Annotated in this window: 22 protein-coding genes; 4 read left to right on the top strand and 18 right to left on the bottom strand. The window is 37.3% G+C overall.

The annotated features are described in order from the left end of the window. The first annotated feature begins 85 nt into the window (after positions 1 to 85). The 4 genes from RM51_RS10805 to RM51_RS10785 all read left to right on the top strand — a co-directional run bounded on the left by RM51_RS10805 (position 86) and on the right by RM51_RS10785 (position 3,371). The gene (locus tag RM51_RS10805; RefSeq protein ID WP_039368972.1) at positions 86 to 706 is read left to right on the top strand and encodes an NAD(P)H-dependent oxidoreductase; all 621 of its coding nucleotides are present in this window, start codon (positions 86 to 88) and stop codon (positions 704 to 706) included. A 242-nt stretch (positions 707 to 948) separates the two neighbouring features. Next, entirely contained in the window at positions 949 to 1,743 is a 795-nt protein-coding gene (locus tag RM51_RS10795) for a beta-propeller fold lactonase family protein (RefSeq protein WP_039368969.1), read from the top strand. An 87-nt stretch (positions 1,744 to 1,830) separates the two neighbouring features. Next, complete coding sequence (locus RM51_RS10790) at positions 1,831 to 2,316, top strand: SRPBCC family protein (RefSeq protein WP_228375808.1); 486 nt, start codon at positions 1,831 to 1,833, stop codon at positions 2,314 to 2,316. A gap of 23 nt (positions 2,317 to 2,339) precedes the next feature. Beyond that, positions 2,340 to 3,371 (top strand): L-dopachrome tautomerase-related protein, encoded by a 1,032-nt coding sequence (locus tag RM51_RS10785; RefSeq protein WP_052248469.1) that lies wholly within the window; start codon positions 2,340 to 2,342, stop codon positions 3,369 to 3,371. 121 nt (positions 3,372 to 3,492) lie between these two features. Here the strand turns inward: RM51_RS10785 and RM51_RS10780 are convergent, their stop codons facing one another. The 18 genes from RM51_RS10780 to RM51_RS10695 form a co-directional block, all read right to left on the bottom strand. Continuing rightward, complete coding sequence (locus tag RM51_RS10780; protein ID WP_039368945.1) at positions 3,493 to 4,890, bottom strand: NAD-dependent succinate-semialdehyde dehydrogenase; 1,398 nt, start codon at positions 4,888 to 4,890, stop codon at positions 3,493 to 3,495. 33 nt (positions 4,891 to 4,923) lie between these two features. Next, entirely contained in the window at positions 4,924 to 6,027 is a 1,104-nt protein-coding gene (locus tag RM51_RS10775; protein WP_039368941.1) for an alkene reductase, read from the bottom strand. Between the two features lie 84 nt (positions 6,028 to 6,111). Then, positions 6,112 to 6,759: an NAD(P)-dependent oxidoreductase gene (locus tag RM51_RS10770; RefSeq protein WP_039369409.1), complete on the bottom strand. Its 648-nt coding sequence runs from the start codon at positions 6,757 to 6,759 to the stop codon at positions 6,112 to 6,114. Positions 6,760 to 6,837: 78 nt separating this feature from the next. After that, positions 6,838 to 7,428: a TetR/AcrR family transcriptional regulator gene (locus RM51_RS10765; protein WP_039368938.1), complete on the bottom strand. Its 591-nt coding sequence runs from the start codon at positions 7,426 to 7,428 to the stop codon at positions 6,838 to 6,840. 367 nt (positions 7,429 to 7,795) lie between these two features. After that, complete coding sequence (locus RM51_RS10760) at positions 7,796 to 8,776, bottom strand: alpha/beta hydrolase (RefSeq protein ID WP_039369407.1); 981 nt, start codon at positions 8,774 to 8,776, stop codon at positions 7,796 to 7,798. Between the two features lie 619 nt (positions 8,777 to 9,395). Beyond that, positions 9,396 to 10,271 carry a pirin family protein gene (locus tag RM51_RS10755; protein WP_039368935.1) on the bottom strand — a complete coding sequence of 292 codons (876 nt, stop codon included), beginning with the start codon at positions 10,269 to 10,271 and terminating at the stop codon, positions 9,396 to 9,398. A gap of 195 nt (positions 10,272 to 10,466) precedes the next feature. Beyond that, positions 10,467 to 11,054 (bottom strand): Crp/Fnr family transcriptional regulator, encoded by a 588-nt coding sequence (locus RM51_RS10750; RefSeq protein WP_039368933.1) that lies wholly within the window; start codon positions 11,052 to 11,054, stop codon positions 10,467 to 10,469. Between the two features lie 9 nt (positions 11,055 to 11,063). Beyond that, positions 11,064 to 11,375: a hypothetical protein gene (locus RM51_RS10745; RefSeq protein ID WP_039368930.1), complete on the bottom strand. Its 312-nt coding sequence runs from the start codon at positions 11,373 to 11,375 to the stop codon at positions 11,064 to 11,066. 130 nt (positions 11,376 to 11,505) lie between these two features. Then, positions 11,506 to 13,116 (bottom strand): Na+/H+ antiporter, encoded by a 1,611-nt coding sequence (locus RM51_RS10740; protein WP_039368928.1) that lies wholly within the window; start codon positions 13,114 to 13,116, stop codon positions 11,506 to 11,508. Between the two features lie 72 nt (positions 13,117 to 13,188). After that, positions 13,189 to 13,536 (bottom strand): cupin domain-containing protein, encoded by a 348-nt coding sequence (locus RM51_RS10735; RefSeq protein WP_039368926.1) that lies wholly within the window; start codon positions 13,534 to 13,536, stop codon positions 13,189 to 13,191. A gap of 108 nt (positions 13,537 to 13,644) precedes the next feature. Beyond that, positions 13,645 to 14,265 (bottom strand): alpha/beta hydrolase, encoded by a 621-nt coding sequence (locus RM51_RS10730; RefSeq protein WP_039368923.1) that lies wholly within the window; start codon positions 14,263 to 14,265, stop codon positions 13,645 to 13,647. A 2-nt stretch (positions 14,266 to 14,267) separates the two neighbouring features. Next, complete coding sequence (locus RM51_RS10725; protein ID WP_039368920.1) at positions 14,268 to 15,221, bottom strand: VOC family protein; 954 nt, start codon at positions 15,219 to 15,221, stop codon at positions 14,268 to 14,270. Positions 15,222 to 15,260: 39 nt separating this feature from the next. Next, the gene (locus RM51_RS10720) at positions 15,261 to 15,554 is read right to left on the bottom strand and encodes a GNAT family N-acetyltransferase (RefSeq protein WP_039368917.1); all 294 of its coding nucleotides are present in this window, start codon (positions 15,552 to 15,554) and stop codon (positions 15,261 to 15,263) included. Positions 15,555 to 15,607: 53 nt separating this feature from the next. Then, positions 15,608 to 16,540 carry a ring-cleaving dioxygenase gene (locus tag RM51_RS10715; RefSeq protein WP_039368914.1) on the bottom strand — a complete coding sequence of 311 codons (933 nt, stop codon included), beginning with the start codon at positions 16,538 to 16,540 and terminating at the stop codon, positions 15,608 to 15,610. Between the two features lie 757 nt (positions 16,541 to 17,297). After that, positions 17,298 to 18,488, bottom strand: coding sequence for a DUF3570 domain-containing protein (locus RM51_RS10710; protein ID WP_039368912.1), 1,191 nt, complete (start codon positions 18,486 to 18,488; stop codon positions 17,298 to 17,300). Positions 18,489 to 18,523: 35 nt separating this feature from the next. Further along, a complete protein-coding gene (locus tag RM51_RS10705; protein ID WP_039368910.1) occupies positions 18,524 to 18,745 on the bottom strand; it encodes a DUF4266 domain-containing protein in 222 nt (73 codons plus the stop codon). Continuing rightward, positions 18,742 to 19,668, bottom strand: a complete 927-nt coding sequence (locus RM51_RS10700; RefSeq protein WP_039368908.1) for an FAD:protein FMN transferase — start codon at positions 19,666 to 19,668, stop codon at positions 18,742 to 18,744. The genes RM51_RS10705 and RM51_RS10700 overlap by 4 nt, the downstream gene beginning before the upstream one ends. A 4-nt stretch (positions 19,669 to 19,672) precedes the next feature. Next, positions 19,673 to 20,116: a thioredoxin family protein gene (locus RM51_RS10695; protein WP_039368905.1), complete on the bottom strand. Its 444-nt coding sequence runs from the start codon at positions 20,114 to 20,116 to the stop codon at positions 19,673 to 19,675. Between the last annotated feature and the right edge of the window lie 40 nt (positions 20,117 to 20,156).

Raw genomic sequence — 20,156 nt, 5'->3', positions numbered from 1 at the left:
ATTTTTATAGTTATGTAAAAATACTATTATTTTTATTTAATAAAAACTGTCCATAATTTTGCCTATAGATTTTTAACATATTGTAATGCAAAAGATACTGGTAATAAACGCAGGAATGAAATTTGCCCATTCCGGTGGTAAGCTAAATGAGACGATCACTGTCTGGGACAGATTATTCTTTACTGCCAAAAATGGATTTGAGCTAAGAATCACCGAAACCGGAGACGGAGATTATGATATCGAAGAAGAAATAGAAAAGTTTCTTTGGGCTGACACTATTATCTATCATTTTCCCATCTGGTGGATGTATATTCCATTTACATTAAAAGAATATATTGATAAGGTTTTTACTGCGGGACATCGAAAAGGCATGTATTATAGTGATGGAAGAAAAGCCGACAATCCCACACGTAATTATGGAACCGGTGGGCTGCTTGGTGACAAACGGTATATGGTGACGACTACATGGAATGCCCCGGAGGATGCTTTTACCATTCCCGAGGAATTCTTTCAAGGTAGGAGCGTCGATGATGGTGTACTGTTTCCTTTTCACAGGATGAACGCATTCTGCGGACTTAAGCAACTGCCCAGCATACACTTCCACGATGTGGAAAAAAATGGCTCACCGGAACTGGTCGAAGCATTTAAGCAGGAGTACCTGCTGCATGTGCAGTCTCTTTTCAAAAATAATGGCGTGATTTTATAGATAGAAAGTAAGACCAAAGATATGATCAATATAAAAAATTTACTGCTACTGGCTTTTTGTTTTTTCAATACCGCAATCTTTGCGCAGCAGCAGTATATACTGGCTCTGTCAAAGGGAGAAAAGAAACTTGTGGTCATGGATTATACCACCCTGGAGGTTATCAAAAAAATTCCAGTGGGTGATGATCCGCACGAAATTGTAACCAATAGCGATGGTACCAGAGCCTATACTCAATTCCGCTTATGAATGCGGGCGGACACGAAATCAACGTGATCAATCTTCAAACACTTGAACCTGAGCAAACGATCAATACGAGCCCCTTTACCATACCGCATGGACTGGTTTTCAGGAATGATTCACTTTGGTATACGGCCCAGGGATCCAAAAATGTAGTCGTCTATGACCTCAAACAGAACGGACCTGTTAAAGCTTTAGGAACGGGACAGGATTTTACCCACCTCATATACCTGACGAAAAACGGAAAGACCTTCTACACCACAAATGTTGAAAGCGGCACACTGAGTATCTATGAGAATAAGGAAATACCGCCATACATGCCGCCAACAGGTGTACTGCCTGCTGGTGCAAAGCCCAGAAATGACTGGCGGCAGACCTTGGTGGATGTTGGTCTTGGAGCTGAGGGCTTCGATGTTTCCCGGGATGAAAAAGAGCTATGGACAGCAAGACCAGATGGAACCATTGTGATAGTTGACCTCGAAAAAAAACAGTTCAAACATAAAATCCATACAGAGGTTCAGGGACTTCCCCGTCTAAAGATCACCCAGGATGGTAAAACGGTGTGTATCGTCAGTGTAAAAACTGGGGACCTGCTATTTTACAACAGAAAGACTTTAAAATTAGAAAAAAGAATGCAGGTTGGACAGGGAGCCGGAATCTATATCGACAGTAACAACAGGATGTTTATTTCCTGTACCCCAAACAATTATGTTTCGGTGATTGACCTGTTGACACAAAAGGAAATCAAGCGTTTACCTATGGAGCGTCCTGATGGTATAACTTCTGTTACTACCCCCTAATAAATTTAAAAATCAAGCCTTAAAGGAGGCTGTTAATAATAAAAATTATAAAATATGCAAAATTCAATAAACTGGCCTGAGGGATATTTGCCGGGTCTAACAGATAATTATTGTTCAAATGAAGTAATCGTAAAGGGTTTGACCATAGAAGAAGTCTGGCCCTATCTAAACAATCCTTTTGCCTGGCCGAAATACTACGCGAATTCATCCGATATTGAATTTGAAAATAATGGAGGACCCGAATTCACCTCAGATTCACGTTTCCGCTTTAAAACATTCGGCTTTCCGATAGAAGCTGAAATAACTGAATTTGTACCACCTGCAGATGGCAATCCTGCCAGAATTTCATGGCATGGATGGGCCGAAGGTGATGAGGAAACAAGACTGGACGTCATCCATGCATGGCTGATCGAAGACCTTGACGGAGACAGAGTTCGCATCCTGACCCAGGAATCACAGATCGGAAAACCTGCCAGAGAACTGGCTGCGCAAAAACCCAATCCGATGATCAATGGACATCAGGACTGGCTGGAAGGTTTAATTAAGGCTGCACAGACTAAACTTGAAATATAACTTTAACTCAAAACAGGATCACAATGATAAGCAGACTAATGCTCCCTATCATGCTCATGATAGGGCTGACTGTAAATGCCCAGCAATTAGAGAAGGTCACAGACTACAAGGGGCAGCAGGTAACAGGAATCAGCGTAAATGAAGATGGACGGAGTTTTGTCAATTTTCCTCGCTGGCGAGAATCGGTAAAATACTCCGTGATGGAAATTAGCGAAAACAAAATGTCTGTACCGTATCCAGATGCCAGGTGGAACAGCTGGAAGCCGGGCAAGACAATCAGTGATTCTCTTTTCGTTGCCGTACAGTCCGTAGTAGCAAAAAACAATAAACTCTATGTCCTTGATACCAGGAATCCTTTATGGAAAGGTGTTGTGGACAATCCCCGTATTTTTGTTTTTGATCTCAAGACAAACAGCCTAATCGATGTGCTTAAGCTTTCCGATGGATCCTTCAAAGCTAACTCTTACACAAATGACCTACGTGTCGACGATAAAAATGGATTTATTTATATGACTGATTCCAATGAACCTGGGATAATTATATTTGACAGAAAAGCTAGAACAAGCAGACGCATTCTGGATCAGCATTATTCAACATCTGCTGAAACTGACCATTTGATGATAGACGGAAAAAAATGGGGTAACAAACCCGTCCATTCCGATGGGATTGCCCTTGATGAAACAAGCGACAAACTATTCTATCATGCGCTAACTGGGAAAACACTTTATAGTGTCAGCGCGAAGGCATTACGTGAAGGCTCTGAGCAGGAGATTGAAGGTTCAGTAAAAAAAGAGGCCTTAACTCCCTCTCCTGACGGTATGATACTAGATAAAAGAGGTAATTTATACATGGCAGATCTGGAAAAACATGCCATCGTGTATATCAGTCCTAAAAGAGAGCTAAAGACTTTAGTTAAGAATGAGTCCGTAGGATGGGCTGATACCTTCAGTATTTATGGATCCTACTTATATTTTACGAATTCAAATATTCACCGGGCAGGATCAGGTGCTGAAGATCTCTCCTATCCTGTATTTAAGATAAAATTACCTGAATAAAAAGTTAGCTAGACAGAACATCTAAAAATAGCTTTATAAGGACTTGAAGATAAAAAAGACTGTATTAATGTACAGTCTTTTTTATTAAATAACATTTAAAATCAAATTCATCAATGTTTCATTATTGCCCTTTTTCCGATATATAAACAAGCTTTGAGTTGACTACTTCATAAATACCTGCCGGTGATAGCTCCTTACCATAACCTGATTTCTTCGTACCGCCAAATGGCAGTTCCGGTAAACTTTCTGTCACCTTGTTAATAAAAACCATTCCTGAATCGATACTCTTCGCTAATTTTTTGGCTCTGATAATATCGTTTGAAAATATACTGCCACCCAGGCCAAACGGTGTAGCATTAGCTACCTCTATTGCTTCCGCTTCATCTTTTACGACATACAGCATAAACACAGGTCCAAAAATCTCTTCGGTGTAAGCGCTGTTGCCCGGCTTGATATCTTTAAGGAACGTTGGCTCAATAAATGCTCCGGGACGATCTATACGTTTTCCTCCACTGACCAAAGTTGCTCCTTCGGCTACTGCTTTTTCAACTTGTGATAATATTTCTTCAGCTGCCTTTTCACTACTTAAAGGAGGAACCTGCGTCTGGGCATCCATTGGATCGCCCACTTTTAGTGATGAAAAGATGGACTTGGCCCTTTTCTCGAACTCTTCAGCAATTTCGCGCAGTACGATAACCCGCTTTGGAGAAATACATACCTGACCGGCATTATGCATTCTTCCATAAACAGCCGCATTTACAGCATCATCGAGATTGGCATCATCCAGGACGATAAGAGGATCGCTTCCGCCCAATTCCAATGTTGATCTTTTGATATATTTACCTGCGGCAGCTGCAATGCTGGCACCGGCTGCTTCACTTCCGGTAAGGGATACCAATTTGATTCTGTCGTCAGCAACAATTGATTCGATATTTCTGCCAGGAACAAACAAGTTTGTATATAGTCCTTCAGGCGCTCCAGCTTCAAGAAATATTTCTTCCATTGCAAGTCCACATTGGGGAACATTTGAAGCATGTTTCAACAAGACTGTATTTCCTGCCATCACACTTGGTGCAGCAGATCGGGTCAGCTGATAAAATGGGAAATTCCAAGGCTGGACACTCAGATGGATTCCAAGTGGTTCATAACTGACATAACCCTCTCCGATTTTAGGATCCAGCGGCTTGTCAGCCAATAATTCCTCACCGTTGTCTGCATAGTAATCGAAAATTTTAGCGCATAACTCTACTTCCCCAAGGGCTTCACGGTAAAGCTTGCCCATTTCCAGTGTAGCCAATTTGGCAAGGGATTCTCTTTTTTCACGCATAATGGCCGCAATTTTATGAAGAAGCTTAGCCCTTTCATTTAAAGGAGTTTTCTTCCAGACCTTAAAGGTATTTTCCGCCGTGATGATTTTCTCTTCGATAACCTCCGCCGACATTTCCGTAAATTCCCTGACAATTTCATTTGTATAGGGATTGACGCTTCTGATGGATGATTTTTTTATTATTTCGTTCATATTAAGTATTTTTAGTTAATCAGTGTGATATGATTATGATTTGTAAAATGGATAATCGATATAGCCTTTTGCACCGCCGCCATAGAAAGTGGACCGGTCGAATGCGTTCGACTCAAGATCATTAATGAGTCTGTAGGCAAGATCAGGTGTAGATATATAGGTTTTTCCAAAAGCTACTGCACTGGCATATCCTTTTTCAATGACAGTCTCAGCTTTGTTTTTATCGAAACCTCCAGCAACAATAACAGGAAAATGGTAAAAATCACTGATGTGCCTAATGTATAATTTTTCCGCATCAAAACTTAATGTTGATCCGTTACCCGGGTCAATCTCCTTGTTTTCGATCACATGTAAGTAGGCCAATTTATAATCGACAAGTTTTTTAACAACATAATCATAAGTATTGTAAGGATCAGGCTCAGGAGCAATGCCACTGACATTAAAAGGTGAAATACGTAGCCCTACTTTATCATTATCCCATACCGTTAAAATAACATCAAGTACTTCGAATAATAATCTCGCCCTGTTTTCTACAGACCCTCCGTATTCATCGGTTCGCTGGTTGCTGACAGTCTTTAAGAATTGCTCAAGTAGATAGGCGTTGGCAGCGTGCAGTTCCACGCCATCAAATCCGGCCGCTTTCGCATTTATTGCCGCCTTACGGTAATCTTCAACAATCTCTTTGATTTCAGCTACTGTCAGTTCTCGGGGCGCTTCGTAGTCTGCTCTGGAAAAATCAGGTAAATAAGCATGACCTGGCGCTGCTAGAGCCGAAGGTGCAACCGGCAGGGTATTACCGGGCTGATAGTCTTTAAAAGAGAGTCTTCCTACATGCCATAACTGTAAAAAAATTGTCCCACCCTGTTGATGGACTTTATCTGTTATTTTCTTGTAAGCATCGATCTGCCCACTACTGTAAATTCCTGGAGTGTTGGGATACCCCTGCCCCTGCTGAGATATCTGTGATGCCTCTGCAATAATAAGTCCTGCACCTGAGCGCTGTCCATAATATTCAATTGCTATATCGGGCTGCTCAAAATTGCTGGTCGCCCTCATTCTGGTCAGAGGAGCCATTACTACCCTGTTTCTTAATGTATAAGCACCGATTTGTGCTGGTGTTGCTAAAATATTGCTCATTGTTGATTTTATTATTTATTATGGTAATTGACCTTAAGCTTCACTATGAAGGTGATGTCATAGCGAAACTCTTGATCTTATTTATTAATAACCTATTGTGAATCTTGCTTTCTCATGTTTGGGGCTTTCAAGTTCATTGACAAGAGCCACTGCATAATCTTCGAATGAAATCCAGTTTCTACCATTTCCATCCATAATGATGTTATCATCTGCCAGACGGAAAACACCGGTTCTAACACCTGGCTGGATCAGCATCGGAGGGCTGAAATAGGTCCAATTGATAACTGATTCTTTCAGGGCTGCAAAAGCTTTGACATGTGATTTGGCGATGGGCTTATATTCTTCAGGCCAATAACCAGAATCAAGGACAGTAATGCCCGGCGAGAACCACAGCGAGCCAGCTCCACCCACAACGATCAATCTTTTCACAGACGATTGCTGTACCGCCGAAATAATACGTTTGGTCACTTCCTCCAATATATCGGTGTAACTCTCATCTGTAAAATATCTAGGGTCTTTTGCGGGGCCAAAAGCACTGACCACAGCATCCGCACCTGTTATGATTTCTGCAATCTTATCGATATTGCTCAGATCATCCTGAATACGTTTTATACTTTCGGGTAATTTATCAATATCACGTAACACAGCCGTAACGTCATGTCCTCTGCTGATAAGTTCACTTAATACGGTGCGTCCTGCCTGTCCGCTTGCCGCTAATAGTACGATTTTCATTTTGTCTTGATTTTTTGTTTTGTATAAAAATTGAAATTTCAAAAATAAACCAACTGGTTTATTTTTGTTTAAAAAAAATTATGCTCCTATATTTCTGATTAATTTTTCCACGAAGCCCATGGTAATGTTAAGTTCCGCTAGTCTACCGGTTACCTTGGTCTGCATAACCGCACCTTCAATCATAAGCACAATAACCACAGCCATTTCGGTAACATCAGTTGTTGATTTTATCTCTCCTCTTTCAATTCCGCGCACAATTTCATGTTCTATTTTTTTTTGCCATGAAATCAAAGCTTTTGAAGCCTTATCCTTAAGCAATGGATGTGTATCATCTGCCTCGCTTGAAGTATTTACGATCGGACATCCTCCCTGCCAGGCTGGTAATGTCAGAAAATTTCTGAGTGTTGTAGGGTAAACTAATAATCGGTCAATGGAATTCTGTAGTCCTGAAATCTTCTCTCCGAAATGATTGGTCAATTTGGCTATATTGTAATCAAATACAGCTAATGCAATTTCATCTTTGCTTTCAAAATGTCCATAGATACATCCTTTCGATAATCCGGTTGCATTGACAAGATCCTTATAAGATGTTCCTGCAAAGCCCTGCTCATTGAAAAGAACCGCTGTTTTTTCAATAATATCCTGTCTTGTTCGCTCTGACTTATTCATATTGATTATTTTCTACTAACTCTAACAGTACAAAGGTAAAAAAAATAAACCAATTGGTTTATTTTTTTTACCTTTTTTTTTCCCTACTTTTTTTATAAAATTAAGAATCCCCCCCTGCACATGAAAAAAGACAAAATCAGAAGAACTAGAAAGTTATCTTGCTAAAGGGCAACTGGATAAAGCGTCAAAATTTTTGAAACAGCAACTTTGGTATAGTACCAAAATGAGTTGAACCAGTTGGAAACGATATTCAAACAAAAATAGGAATGAGTTAGTTCTGCAATGACTGATAATTAATTTTTTTTTGATATAAAAAAAGACTGTCTCGCTTTTGAAACAGTCTTTTTTCTTTTTATATGTATTTAGATTATTTTGCAAATAACGCTTTTTTCAAAGCAGTCGCTGCATCTAACACAGATTCTTGTACTGCAGGGATATGTGCTAAAGGATTCAACATTCCGTAATCGTGGATAAAACCTTTGTATTCTGTAAGGGTTGTAGGAACTCCTGCATCATCTAGTTTTCTTCCGTAAGCTACGCCTTCGTCGTGCAAAATATCATTTTCAGCAACCTGAACCAATGCAGGAGGTAGACCTTTCAATTCGTCTAAAGAAGCTTTCAATGGAGAAGCGTATTTGTTGTTTCGCTCTTTTAAATCAGGTAAATAGTTATCCCACATCCATTTCATCAATGGGGTTGTTAAGAATCTTTCCTGAGCATATTTTGTATAAGAAGCTCTGCTGAAATCTGAGTCTGTAACCGGCCACAAAAGAACTTGTTGTTTTAATTTAGGTCCGTTTTTGTCTTTCGCCATCAATGCGACAACAGCTGCCATATTTCCACCTACACTGTTTCCTGCAACGGCAAGTCTGCTACTGTCAACACCAATTTCTTTTCCATGTTCAGAAACCCATTTGGTCGCAGCATACGCTTGATTGATTGCAACTGGAAATCTCGCTTCTGGAGACGGGGTATAATCTGGGAAAACCGCCACTGCACCACTGTTTACAACTAAATCACGAACTAATCTTTTATGAGTTGGATAATCTCCTAACACCCAACCACCACCATGAAAGAACATAAATACAGGAAGTCCTGCTTTTGCACCTTTTGGTTTTACAATATGGATTTTTATCGTTTGTCCGTCTTGTGTGATGGTTCTTTCAGATTCTTCAATGTCAGAATAATCGAAGTTTACAGATTTTTGAGCCCCTACCAAAACTAATCTTGCGTCTTTTGGAGCTAAGGTTTCCAACGGTTTTCCTTCTCCGCTGTTCAGGGCTTTTAAAAATTCTCTTGTTTCTCTGCTGATATTTGGGTCTTGAGATGCAGGATTGGATTGTGCCATCACATTAGAATTGAAGATGGCGAATGAAGCTAATGTTATTGCTTTTAAATAGATATTTTTCATTGTAATTATTTTTGAAGATTAATATTTAAGATAATTTTGAAGTTGATTTAAATTTTATTTTGTTAAGTGAGTTTATTTATTATTCGTAAGTTATAGTTTAATGAATCATTGTCGCTATGAATGTGATTTCAAAAAACCGCCCAAAACTTCAAAACATTAGCTTTTAAGGCTTTAAACTAAATTGCAATAACTTTCAACTTACGAAATAACGTAGTTTTATAATTCCCTTTCTTTATATGCACAACTACAGTGCTGTAATTTTAGATATTCTGTAATTCATTTGTTTGATTTTGATATGACAAATTTAGGGTGACTGGAAAGCTTATACATTTAACTAGTTTAATAAATTACATTTCTGAAAAAATATTTTAATCTTTTTATCCTTCATTATAAACAGATTATTTTCATTTGATAGAAAAAACACAAACATCATAAACAAAGCACTACAAATCAATTATTTAAATTTTAAGCAAAAAAATTAGGCCTAGATAATAAAACCCAAGCCTAACTATTTTAAATATTTCACTTAAAAAAAGTGACTGTTTAATTTTTTCAACTACATCATCATCGGAACTTCCATTAATAAAATTTCTGTATTTTCTGAAGTCGACTTGATGTCCAGATCAGAAATATCCCAAACTCCGAAACCATCTCTTTTTTCCAGTTTTTGACCTTCAATTTCTGCGCTTCCTTTTACAATAAAAACATAAACTCCATTTCCTTTTTTCTTAATCTTATAATTGATTTCGAGAGTATTTTCAAAATTTCCTAAATGAAACCAAGCATCCTGATGAATCCAAACCCCTTCATCATCTGCATTTGGAGAAAGAATCTGCTGGAATTGATTGTTTCCTTTTGTTTTATCCAAAGTAATCTGGTCATATCTTGGCGTTACATTTCTTTTGTTTGGATATATCCAGATTTGAAGAAACTTTACCAGACTGTCATTATTTTTATTGAATTCGCTATGCATAATTCCGGTTCCTGCACTCATTACCTGAATATCTCCACTTTTTATAATCGCTGAGTTTCCCATGCTGTCTTTGTGTTCCAGATCACCTTCCAATGGAATACTGATGATTTCCATATTATCGTGTGGATGGGTCCCAAAACCTCTTCCCGCTTCTACTTTATCATCATTCAAAACTCTCAAAACACCGAAATGCATTCTTTCCGGATTGTGATAATTAGCAAAACTGAAGGTATGATTACTTACCAACCAACCGTGGTCAGCTTTTCCTCTAGAATCTGCTTTATGAAACACCGAATTATCTTTAATTTTTGAGTCCGTATTTGGTAAATGATTATATCCGATGGGTTCCAAAGGCTCGATTTCATCAATTTCATTTTTCATCGTATTGGCCAATGCTGCAGAAGCTACAAACATTCCTGTTCCTAATAATCCTTTCTTTAAAAAATCTTTTCTGTCCATATCTTTTTGTTATTTATTCCTTATTGATAGGACAAATTTAGGCTGATGAAAAATCGTGTGCATTGAACTAGTTTAATAAATTGCTTTTCTTTGAAATAAAAAGACGGGGCAGTTTACACATTATGTATAAATTACCCCGTCAACAATTCTTTTGAATTTTCGCCACCCCTTCATTGGAAGGAAATTTTGCGTAAATTACTCCTTATTTTTATTCGCTAAACGTTTTCGGATTGTACTCACAAATTCTTTTGAAACTCCGAGATAGGAAGCGATGTAATATTGTGCAACTCGCTGTGGAATTGACGGATATACTTTTATAAATTCCAAATATCGGTCTGAAGCAGCTTTGGAGATCGTATTTACCAAACGATTCTGCAAAGTAAAAAGATTTCTCTGAACCAACATTCTGAATACTCTTTCAAACTTCGGAATTTTCTGCAAAAGTTCTTCTTTAGACGTCGGATTCAGCATATAAATTTCTGAATCTTCCAAAGTTTCTATATATAATTTGGAAGGCTTTTGCTCCTGAAATGAGGCAATATCACTAATCCACCAATCCTCGATCGCAAAAAGAATGGTCACTTCAAAACCATTATCATCAAGATAATAAACACGTACACAGCCTGTTTTAATGAAGCCTTCAAACTGACAAATCTCACCTTCTCTTAACAAAATCGTTTTCTTGGGAAATGTTTGTAAGGTCAAATAATCTGTGAAGATTTTTTCTTCGTCTTCGTTAAGGCTGATGAATCGGGTAACGTTTTTGATGATATTTTCGAACATATTTACAGTTTATGGCTGCAAATTAGGAAAAAGTGTGTAAACTTCATTCTTCAGCAGCCCACTTCCTCCGCCATAATGATCAATTACTTTCACATCTTTGTCGAGAGTTGAACAAAAAACTTTAATTTCATTTTCAAATTTTTCATCCAAACCAGAACTCAGCAAAACAATATCTACCTCATTTTCTTTTATATAATCAAGACAGACGGTTTCATCACTTCGGATTTCCGCTTTCCAGCCTTCATTGTTTTCGATAATTCTTTTTAAGGTTTCAAGAATTTCCTGATTTTTTCCAATCACTAAAAAATTTAATGTTTTCATTTTTTAATTGTTGTATTAAATTTATTTTTTGGAGCTGTTTCCCGCTATCCACTATATCTTTTTTTCCAGCCACCCAATTTCAATTTCAAAAAAAGATGCCGTTACTATCGGGGCTAGAAAATTGTCTGTACTATAGATGTTTGTTTCCGGTAATTTTCAGTTCATTCAAATCCAGTTGAGATTCTGCTTTTCTGATCTCATCATCACTGAATTCCTTTTCACGCTTAATTTTAAACAATTCTTTTCGTTGCAATGCAAAAATATCAAGCATAATTTCGTGATATTCATTCAGATCATTTCTTCTGTTGGTACACATTTCCAATGATTCGAGATGACTTTGTTGCTGTACAATATCATTTTCAATGGTATTTTTAAAATTTTCAACCAAACTGTTGTTTTCAAGATTAGACTGGTATTTTTCATTCAATCGGTTAACTGCAAGATTATCTAATCGTATCTGGATACTTGCCTGTTGCTCGTGAGGAGGAAGAATCGGGTCAATTTCACCAATTTTTGTCAGTTTAATAATCAACGGCAGCGTTAAACCCTGAAAAACCAGTGTCACAAAAATCACCACAAACGTGATAAAAATAATCAGATTTCTCATCGGAAAAGCCGTCTCGCTATTCATCATCACCGGAATCGACAAAGCAGTTGCCAATGAAACGACACCTCGCATCCCCGCCCAACCGATAATCAAAGGGTTTTTCCATCCCGGACTTGGGTCTCTACGCACTTTTTTGCTCAGCCATCTCGGAATGTGTGCTACAGGATAAATCCATAAAAGACGTACCACAATCACGATTAAACTTATAATTAATCCATATTTAATGCCTTCCATCACAGAAGTTTCACCCAAACCGTTGATAATATCCGGAAGTTCCAACCCTATCAATACGAAAACTAAAGCATTCATTACGAAAATCAAAGTATTCCAAACGCCTGTCATATTAATTCTTGTCATTCCGGTTTTAAAAATTTCGTGCGCACGGAAGGACATAAACAGTCCGCCACTTACCACGGCCATCACTCCAGAATAGTGAAAATGTTCCGCAGCTAAAAACAAAACGTAAGGTGTAATCACTGTCATTGCTGCATCAATCGCCGGAGTTGTCGGCAAAAACCGATGAATAGCATAGAAGATGTGTGCTCCTGCAATTCCTACCACAACGCCCATTCCTGCGACCAGAAAGAATTGCCCTGTTGCTTCCTGCATCGAAAATACTCCCGTCATTACCGCTGCCAAAGCAAATCTGAAAACGATAAGTGATGACGCATCATTAATCAGACTTTCACCTTCTAACATTGCGATGGTACGCTTCGGAACTTTCAGTCCTTTCAAAACTGTCGTTGCTGCAATCGCATCGGGTGGCGAAACAATTCCGCCCAACAAAAATCCCATTGCCAATGTAAATCCCGGAATCAAAGCCTGTGACGCAAACGCTACCACAATAGAGGTTAAAAAAACCAATCCGAAAGCCAGTAATCCGATGGTACGTTTCCATTTCCAGAAGTCATTCCACGAGGTGTACCAAGCGGCTTCATACAATAATGGCGGCAGAAAAATAAGGAAAATAATTTCGGGATCCAGCTGTAAAACAGGAACTCCCGGAATCAAACTGATTCCCAAACCTGCCAAAACCAAAAATATAGGATAGGCAATTTTGATGCGCTGTGCCAACATCACCAGAAGCATGACGAGAATAAGTAGTCCAAGAATTAAAAGGAGTTGTTCGTGCATAGTTTTTTGAGAGTTAGAAGTTAGAAGTTAGAAGTTAGAAGTTAGAAGTTTAACAAAATTACTTTTTACTTTTTACAAATGAATAAAAATTGAAGTTCTTTCCTTCTTTTCTAGGTTTTTGGTTTTATGGCCTTTACCTGAAATATCTTCTACCAAAAGAATTTCTCCGGTTTTAAACTGTCGGATATCACCAAGTGAAGTTTCAATTTCTACTCCGCCATCCAACAATATGATATACTGTTTTTGAGGAGCGTGATGAAAATCGTAATCATAGTCAGCGGAAACTTTTCTGAATTGAAGTTTTTTAACATTAATATCTTCCGATAAAAATCCGATTTCGCCTTGATTGATTAATGGAATTTCGATGTCTTCGAAATGAGATTCTCCGTTTTCGTCGCTGAATATTCTTGTGATTTTCATTTTTTTTATGTTTAAATTTTAAAAATATTATTAATTCTCGCAGATTTTTTTGATTTGGCAAATGCTTGATAAAACTTGCTGAATCAAAAAAATCTGCGAGAGAATAAATTATTTAAAAACAATCGAATTCGCTAATTCAATTTCCTCCTGATTGATGGAATGTCCGAAATTAGCATAGACTTTTTCCGTCACATCTGCATTCATTTCCTTCAAAATATTGGCTGTCGCATACACTCTCTCCACCGGAACGTGGAAATCAGGATTACTGGTTCCTATGAAAATAGGAGTTTGTACAAAATCGCCTTTGTAATTTTCACGATTGATTTTTTCACCAATCACACCACCGATAATAGCTACTGCCCCACCAAATCTCTGAGCATTTCGCGCTAGAAATTCCAAAGTCAGACATGCTCCCTGCGAAAATCCGAAAAAATAAATATTTTCAGCTTTGATTCCTGAATCCAAAGCGACCTGAACCGTTTTTCCAACAGTTTCGATGGCTGATGACAACCAAGGTTCATTTTGTTCTGTGGGCGCAATAAATGAAAACGGATACCAAGTTCCGTTAGTTGCTTGTGGTGCCAATAAAGCGTACTCTTCCACATTCAAATGTTGGGATAAACTCAAAATATCCTGTGCGCTTCCGCCTCTTCCATGAATCATGATTAAAACTTTCTTAGCTTCATTCAATGATTTCCCTCCTGTTTTTATATCTAAAATATGACTCATTTTTATCTGTATTTTTCTATTGGATAAGTAAATTTTGGTAAAACCTCAACCAAATGCTCTCTTTGCCCCTCAAACTGTGATGGCAAACTCAAATGTTCTCCCAAAGAAGCCAGTTCTTCATCTACATCGAAGCCGGGACCTGAAGTTGCAATTTCAAACAAAACTCCGCCCGGTTCTTTGAAATATACGGAAGTGAAGTATTTTCTGTCTTTCACTTCGGTATGTTCCAAGCCAAATCGGTTTAATTTTTCAATCATTTCAAGCTGCGTTTCGGCATTCGGAGTAGCAAAAGCGACATGATGAACAGTACCTCTTCCCGCCAAACCTTTAAGAGCAGTCGGTGTGCACAATAAATCCACATATTTTCCGGGTTTGTCTTCTGTTCCGAATCTGAATCGGTCTGAACTTTCGGCAATTAATCTGTGATCCATTTGAGTGGTCAACAAAGCAGCGGTTCGTTCGTAAGCATCCAGCCAGATTTCAACATGGTGAATTCCTTTGATGGCATAATCTTTCGGAATAAATCTATTATCATAACCTTTTCTGTCGTCTTTCTCATTGAAAACCAGTTCCAGACCCAATCCATCAAAATCTTCAAGATAAATAAAGGCTTCACCCGAAAATCTTTGCTGAGGCTGTTTGAAAGGAATATTAAATTGTTCCAAACGGTTTATCCAATAATCCAGTGCATCCATCGAAACCGAAAAAGCTGTGGTGTTCAGCATTCCTTTGCCATGTCTTCCGTTGACCAGGCCTTTTCCATAAGGGAAAGTCGTCATAATGGTTCCGGGAGTTCCGAATTCATCTCCAAAATAGAAATGATAAACCTCAGAATAATCAAAGTTAACGGTTGTTTTTACCAACCGGAGTCCTAAAACTCCAGTGTAAAAGTCTATATTTTCTTGTGAGTCGCCTGTGATAGCGGTTACGTGATGAAGTCCTGTAATGAGTGACATTGTTTCTTGTTTTTTGGTTGATTGCTGATAATTATTGGTTTAGTTTTCTTTTAACCAAACATCATTGTATTCTTCGGGATTGCGTTTGAATTGCGCGTGAACATACGGACACAACGGAACGATTTTCAAATCATTTTCTCTGGCGTAAGAAACCAATTGATTGAGTAATAATTTTGCAAAACCTTTTCCTGCGTATTCTTCATCAACCTCGGTATGATAAACCGTTAATTTATTTCTGATCACGGAGATATCCATTTTACCTGCTTTTTTATCGTTTGAGAAAAGCTGAACTTCTCCTTTAACATTTCCTAAAACTACTTTTGTTGTTTCCATACTATTTTTTACCTATTACTAAGATATCTTGTTTTTAAAATTGGAGTGATGACCTATGATAACTTCGGCAACACTTCTTCGATTCTTGAACGCAAAGATTCGTGCTGTTTTGGAAGCTTCAAATTCGTTCCCAGTTCATTTAAAGGTTCATCTACAGTAAATCCCGGATTATCGGTTGCAATTTCAAATAAAACACCACCCGGCTCACGGAAGTATAATGAATAGAAATAATCTCTGTCAATTTTCGGAGTGATATTCAATCCTGCAGACATTACTTTTTCACGGAATTCCATTAAAACATTGTCATCTTTTACTCTAAAAGCAACATGATGGTTGGTTCCTGCTGCATTTCTTCCTGCCGGGATTTTATCATTTTCAATGATATCAACAAGATTTGCTGTTTCAATTGCATCGGTTGCAAAACGGTATCTTTCACCTTCCTGTTTTTGCAAATCGTATCCGAAAATATCGGTTAACACTTTAATTGTCGGGTCTGCTTTTTTCAAAGTCAAAGTGATGTTGTGAAAACCTTTTAAAGCATTTACATCTTTAATATCATCGGTTGTCCAAACTTTTCTGTCATCCGGTGTTGAAGATTCGATGAACTGTAATTGTAATCCATCCGGATCTTGGAATGAAATCAGTTTTTCACCGAAAATTTCACCTTCTTCAAATCTTATATTAAATTGCTGTAATCTATTTTTCCAGAACTCCAAGCTCCCTTTAGGAACGGAATATCCGATGTGTGTTGCCAAACCAGAACCGTTTGTTCCTTTTCCAATTCCTTCCCAAGGAAAGAAAGTTAAAATTGTTCCCGGAGTTCCTTCCTCATTTCCGAAGTAAAAATGATATGTTCCAGGATCGTCAAAGTTGACTGTTTTCTTTACCAATCTTACGCCTAAAACTGTTGTATAAAAATCTAAATTTCTTTTTGTGTTGTCTGCAATTGCTGTAATATGGTGCAGTCCTAATATTCTATTTTCCATTTTTTTGATTGTTTAATTTTGATACGACAAATTTATGGCGACTGGAAATACTGTACATTTAACTAGTTTAATAAATTACGTTTTGTTTAAATCAATAATCTAGGTTACTATATACGTAAATGTACCAGATACAACTTTATACAAAAATATCACCCTCACTGTTACATTTATATAGCCTAGATTTATTGTAAACAAATATTATTTTTATATTTTTGATTTGGTACATCCAAATATATAGTTACCATAATTTTCAATACTCAAAAGAATTAATAAAATAGTAATTTATATCAAAAATCCTGTTTTGTTATTTACAAAACAGGATCAACCAAATTGAGAAAAATTTTCCCTTTAATAAGATGATATAAATTTAATATTTTTTAAATTTATATTCCCAAAATCGATAAAAATATAGCCTTTAAGATTGGATTAAGCTTATTATTGTTCTTCAAACAATAAATAATTAAGCTACTAACTACCTATATTGAAAGTAACTAGCCACGCTGTAGATTTAGAACCTATATTGACTCCTAAAAACGCTGCTAAGTTATTCATAAAATTGATCACAGAATACAATCAGCTGATGCTACCGCAATTGAGTTACCTACAATACTTACCTAATAAGAATATAAACGACATAATTCTCTTTTGAAGTATTGAATATATATAATATTAGAACACAGAAAAATAGTGCTAATTGAATACAAATAGCACTATTTTAATTAATTTAATCTTAAAAATTCAGTTAAGAAAAATGATTTTATTTAAATCTCAAATTCAGGGAAATAATATCAGATTTCATTCCCACAGATTTCGTGTAATGCCCGTATCTGATTTCCAACATATTCAGCCTTTCAACACCAAATAAGCCGTTTTTCGGACTGATTCTGATTCCTGCACCGTAAAAATTACTGCTGAATTTTGAAAGATCATAATTACTTGTATAAAAGTCATCAAAAACAGTGTGCTCTTGATAAGGTGCAAAATATTTAGCTGCAGTCTGAGAATAGTACCTGTAAAATGGACTTACCGAAATAAAAGGTGAAATTTTTACCGGTGTTTCTAAACTGAGTGTATTCGATTTTAAGCCCCAATCATCGGTATAATAACGATAATACGCTCGCAGAATCACTTTGTCTCCTAGGAAATAATTCGCTCTTACTCCCAAAGGAATTTTAAACCGTTTATCCGGTAAAGCTTCCTGATGTACGGATTTATCACTGAAATAAACCCTATGGAAAGGTAAACTTAAATATCCTGTCTGCTGAACACCATCCGCCAACAATTCAACCTGAAAGTTCTGATTGATAATTTGCGAATATGATAGAGACAAAGCATAAGTATTTCTTCCGCTTGTCCCGTAATTCTCGTGTTCTCCTCCTGTACTTCCATTGGTTCTCAGTTCAATCGGTGCAATCAGTTTTACCTGATCCAGATAAGCCTGAAATTTCGCCGTAAACTCTCCCATTCTGTTCTTGGTTTTTTGTGAAATTCCAATGTTTGCTCCGTACGATGTGTAATCGAACTCGAAGGAAGTGGAAACACCTGCCATTAAAGTGGTCCCTTTATCCGTATTCTCACGGCTCCAGCTTAATGCAGGATAAATTCTGTTGTCTGCGTGGGAAGCTGATGAATTGGCTTTCAGATCGATCATATCCGATGAAGCAGAAGTATAGTGATCAATCCCGACACTGAAATCGAATTTATTCTTCCTTTCTTTCTTATCGTATTTTACCATAGTTACATCAATGGTATTGGAAATATCGGTCAGTTTTTCCGTACCGATTCCTCCTGTAACTGCAGAGTTGTTCCCGTTTTGTTTATAATAGCTTGAAACTAAATTAGCTTCATCAAAAGTCAGTTTTTTAGGCTGTTCATTGTTTGTGTTCTCCTGTGCTTTTGCGTTGAAAATTCCGAAAAGAGCAATAACACTTACGATCAATTTTTTCATTTTTGAATCACAATTAAATTTTACGATTACTCTTTTTAATTACATCCGCAACCGCCGCCAATTTTTCCTGCATTAGCGCCCGAAGATCCTTCTCTGTAGGATTGAAAGCTGAGTTCGGTTTTTTCAACCGTCCGGTTTCCAAGAACCATTTCGGCATCGTTTAATTTATTTTTTTCGTACTCTTTTACAGTTGTGCAGGACTGGACTGAAGTAACTATGATTAGTAAGCAAGCTGATATTTTTATAAGGTTTTTCATTTTAAATTAATGTTTTGAGATGAATAAATTTTGTCCTGATCATCAATAATAATACATTCCAGATGGTTGATCTGATTGATCATATTGAGTGCTGCATCGATTCCCATAATACTTACGGGAGTTGCCATTGCATCAGCAATTTCTGCGTTGGGACAAAAAATCGTAACACTTTTCACACCCGAAACAGGCATTCCTGTTTTGGGATTAATGGTATGAGAATATTTTTTACCGTTAATAATGACGAATTTTTCATAATTTCCTGAAGTTGCCACCGCCATATCGGTAATATTCATATACGAAAAAGGCTGTTTGGCATTGTCGGGATCGGCAATTCCGACAGTCCAGGTCTTTCCGTCTGCCTGATTTCCCCAGGTCGTTAAATCCCCTGAAGCATTTACAATTCCGGAAGTGACACCTTTGTTTTGAAGCATCTGTTTTGCCATTTCAGCAGCGTAGCCCTTCCCTATTCCCCCAAAACCGATTCGCATTCCTTTTTCTTTGAGGAAAACGGTTTGCTTTTCTCGGTCAAGGAAGATATTCTGATAATTAACGAGTTTCAGATGATCTTTAATCAGTTCAGGATTCGGAAGCTCTTTCATTTCTTTGTCAAAATTCCAGAAACTTTTATCGATTCCCCCATAGGAAATATCGAAATAGCCGTCTGTTATTCTGCTGATTCTAAGGCTTCTTTCAATCAACTCAAAAATCTCCCAATCCACTTTTACAGGCTTGATTCCGGCATGTCTGTTGATGAGATTAGTCTGGCTTTCCTCACTGAAAGTCGTCAAAAGCTTTTCGATTCTTCTGATTTCGTTAATTGCTGCATCAATATGCTGATTTGCCGAATTTTCATCATCGCTTACAACGGTAATTTCAAAAGCGTTCCCCATTAATTTCTGAGGTCTTTTGAATTCTCTTAACATATTTTTATTTTTGATTTTCTTTGATACTTCTTATCTCTCTGCTGAAAGCCAATGCATTTTCAGAAGGAAGACCTTCCCAGCTTTTCAGGATTTTCCCTTCCGAATTCAGCAGCAATGTGTAAGGAAATAATCCTTTCTTATTATACTCATCAGCAAGTGAAGCATTTTCTTTTTTCAGTTCCGGTGAAAGCTGATTTTTTTTATTTCTTGGAAAATCTGCATTGATGTAAACGACGACATTTTCTGCTTCCAGCTTTTTAAATTCAGCGGTCTCAATGATATTTTTATGAAGCTTGATGCATGGAATACACCAGTCGGAACCGGAGAAATTTAATAATATAAGCTCGTCCTTTTCTGAAGCTTGTTTTTTGGCATTTTCCAAACGGCTTTGCGCATGAATGCCAACAGCGAATACAACCATTAAAATGGCTGAAAGTATTGTTTTCATTATTCTGAAATTAATAATATAAAATAATTGATGTTGTTGA

This window comes from Chryseobacterium taiwanense, assembly GCF_000813825.1.
In the GTDB taxonomy this organism is placed as follows: domain Bacteria; phylum Bacteroidota; class Bacteroidia; order Flavobacteriales; family Weeksellaceae; genus Chryseobacterium; species Chryseobacterium taiwanense.
Note: the sequence above shows the minus strand (reverse complement) of the source record. Positions and strands in the feature narration are given on the sequence as shown.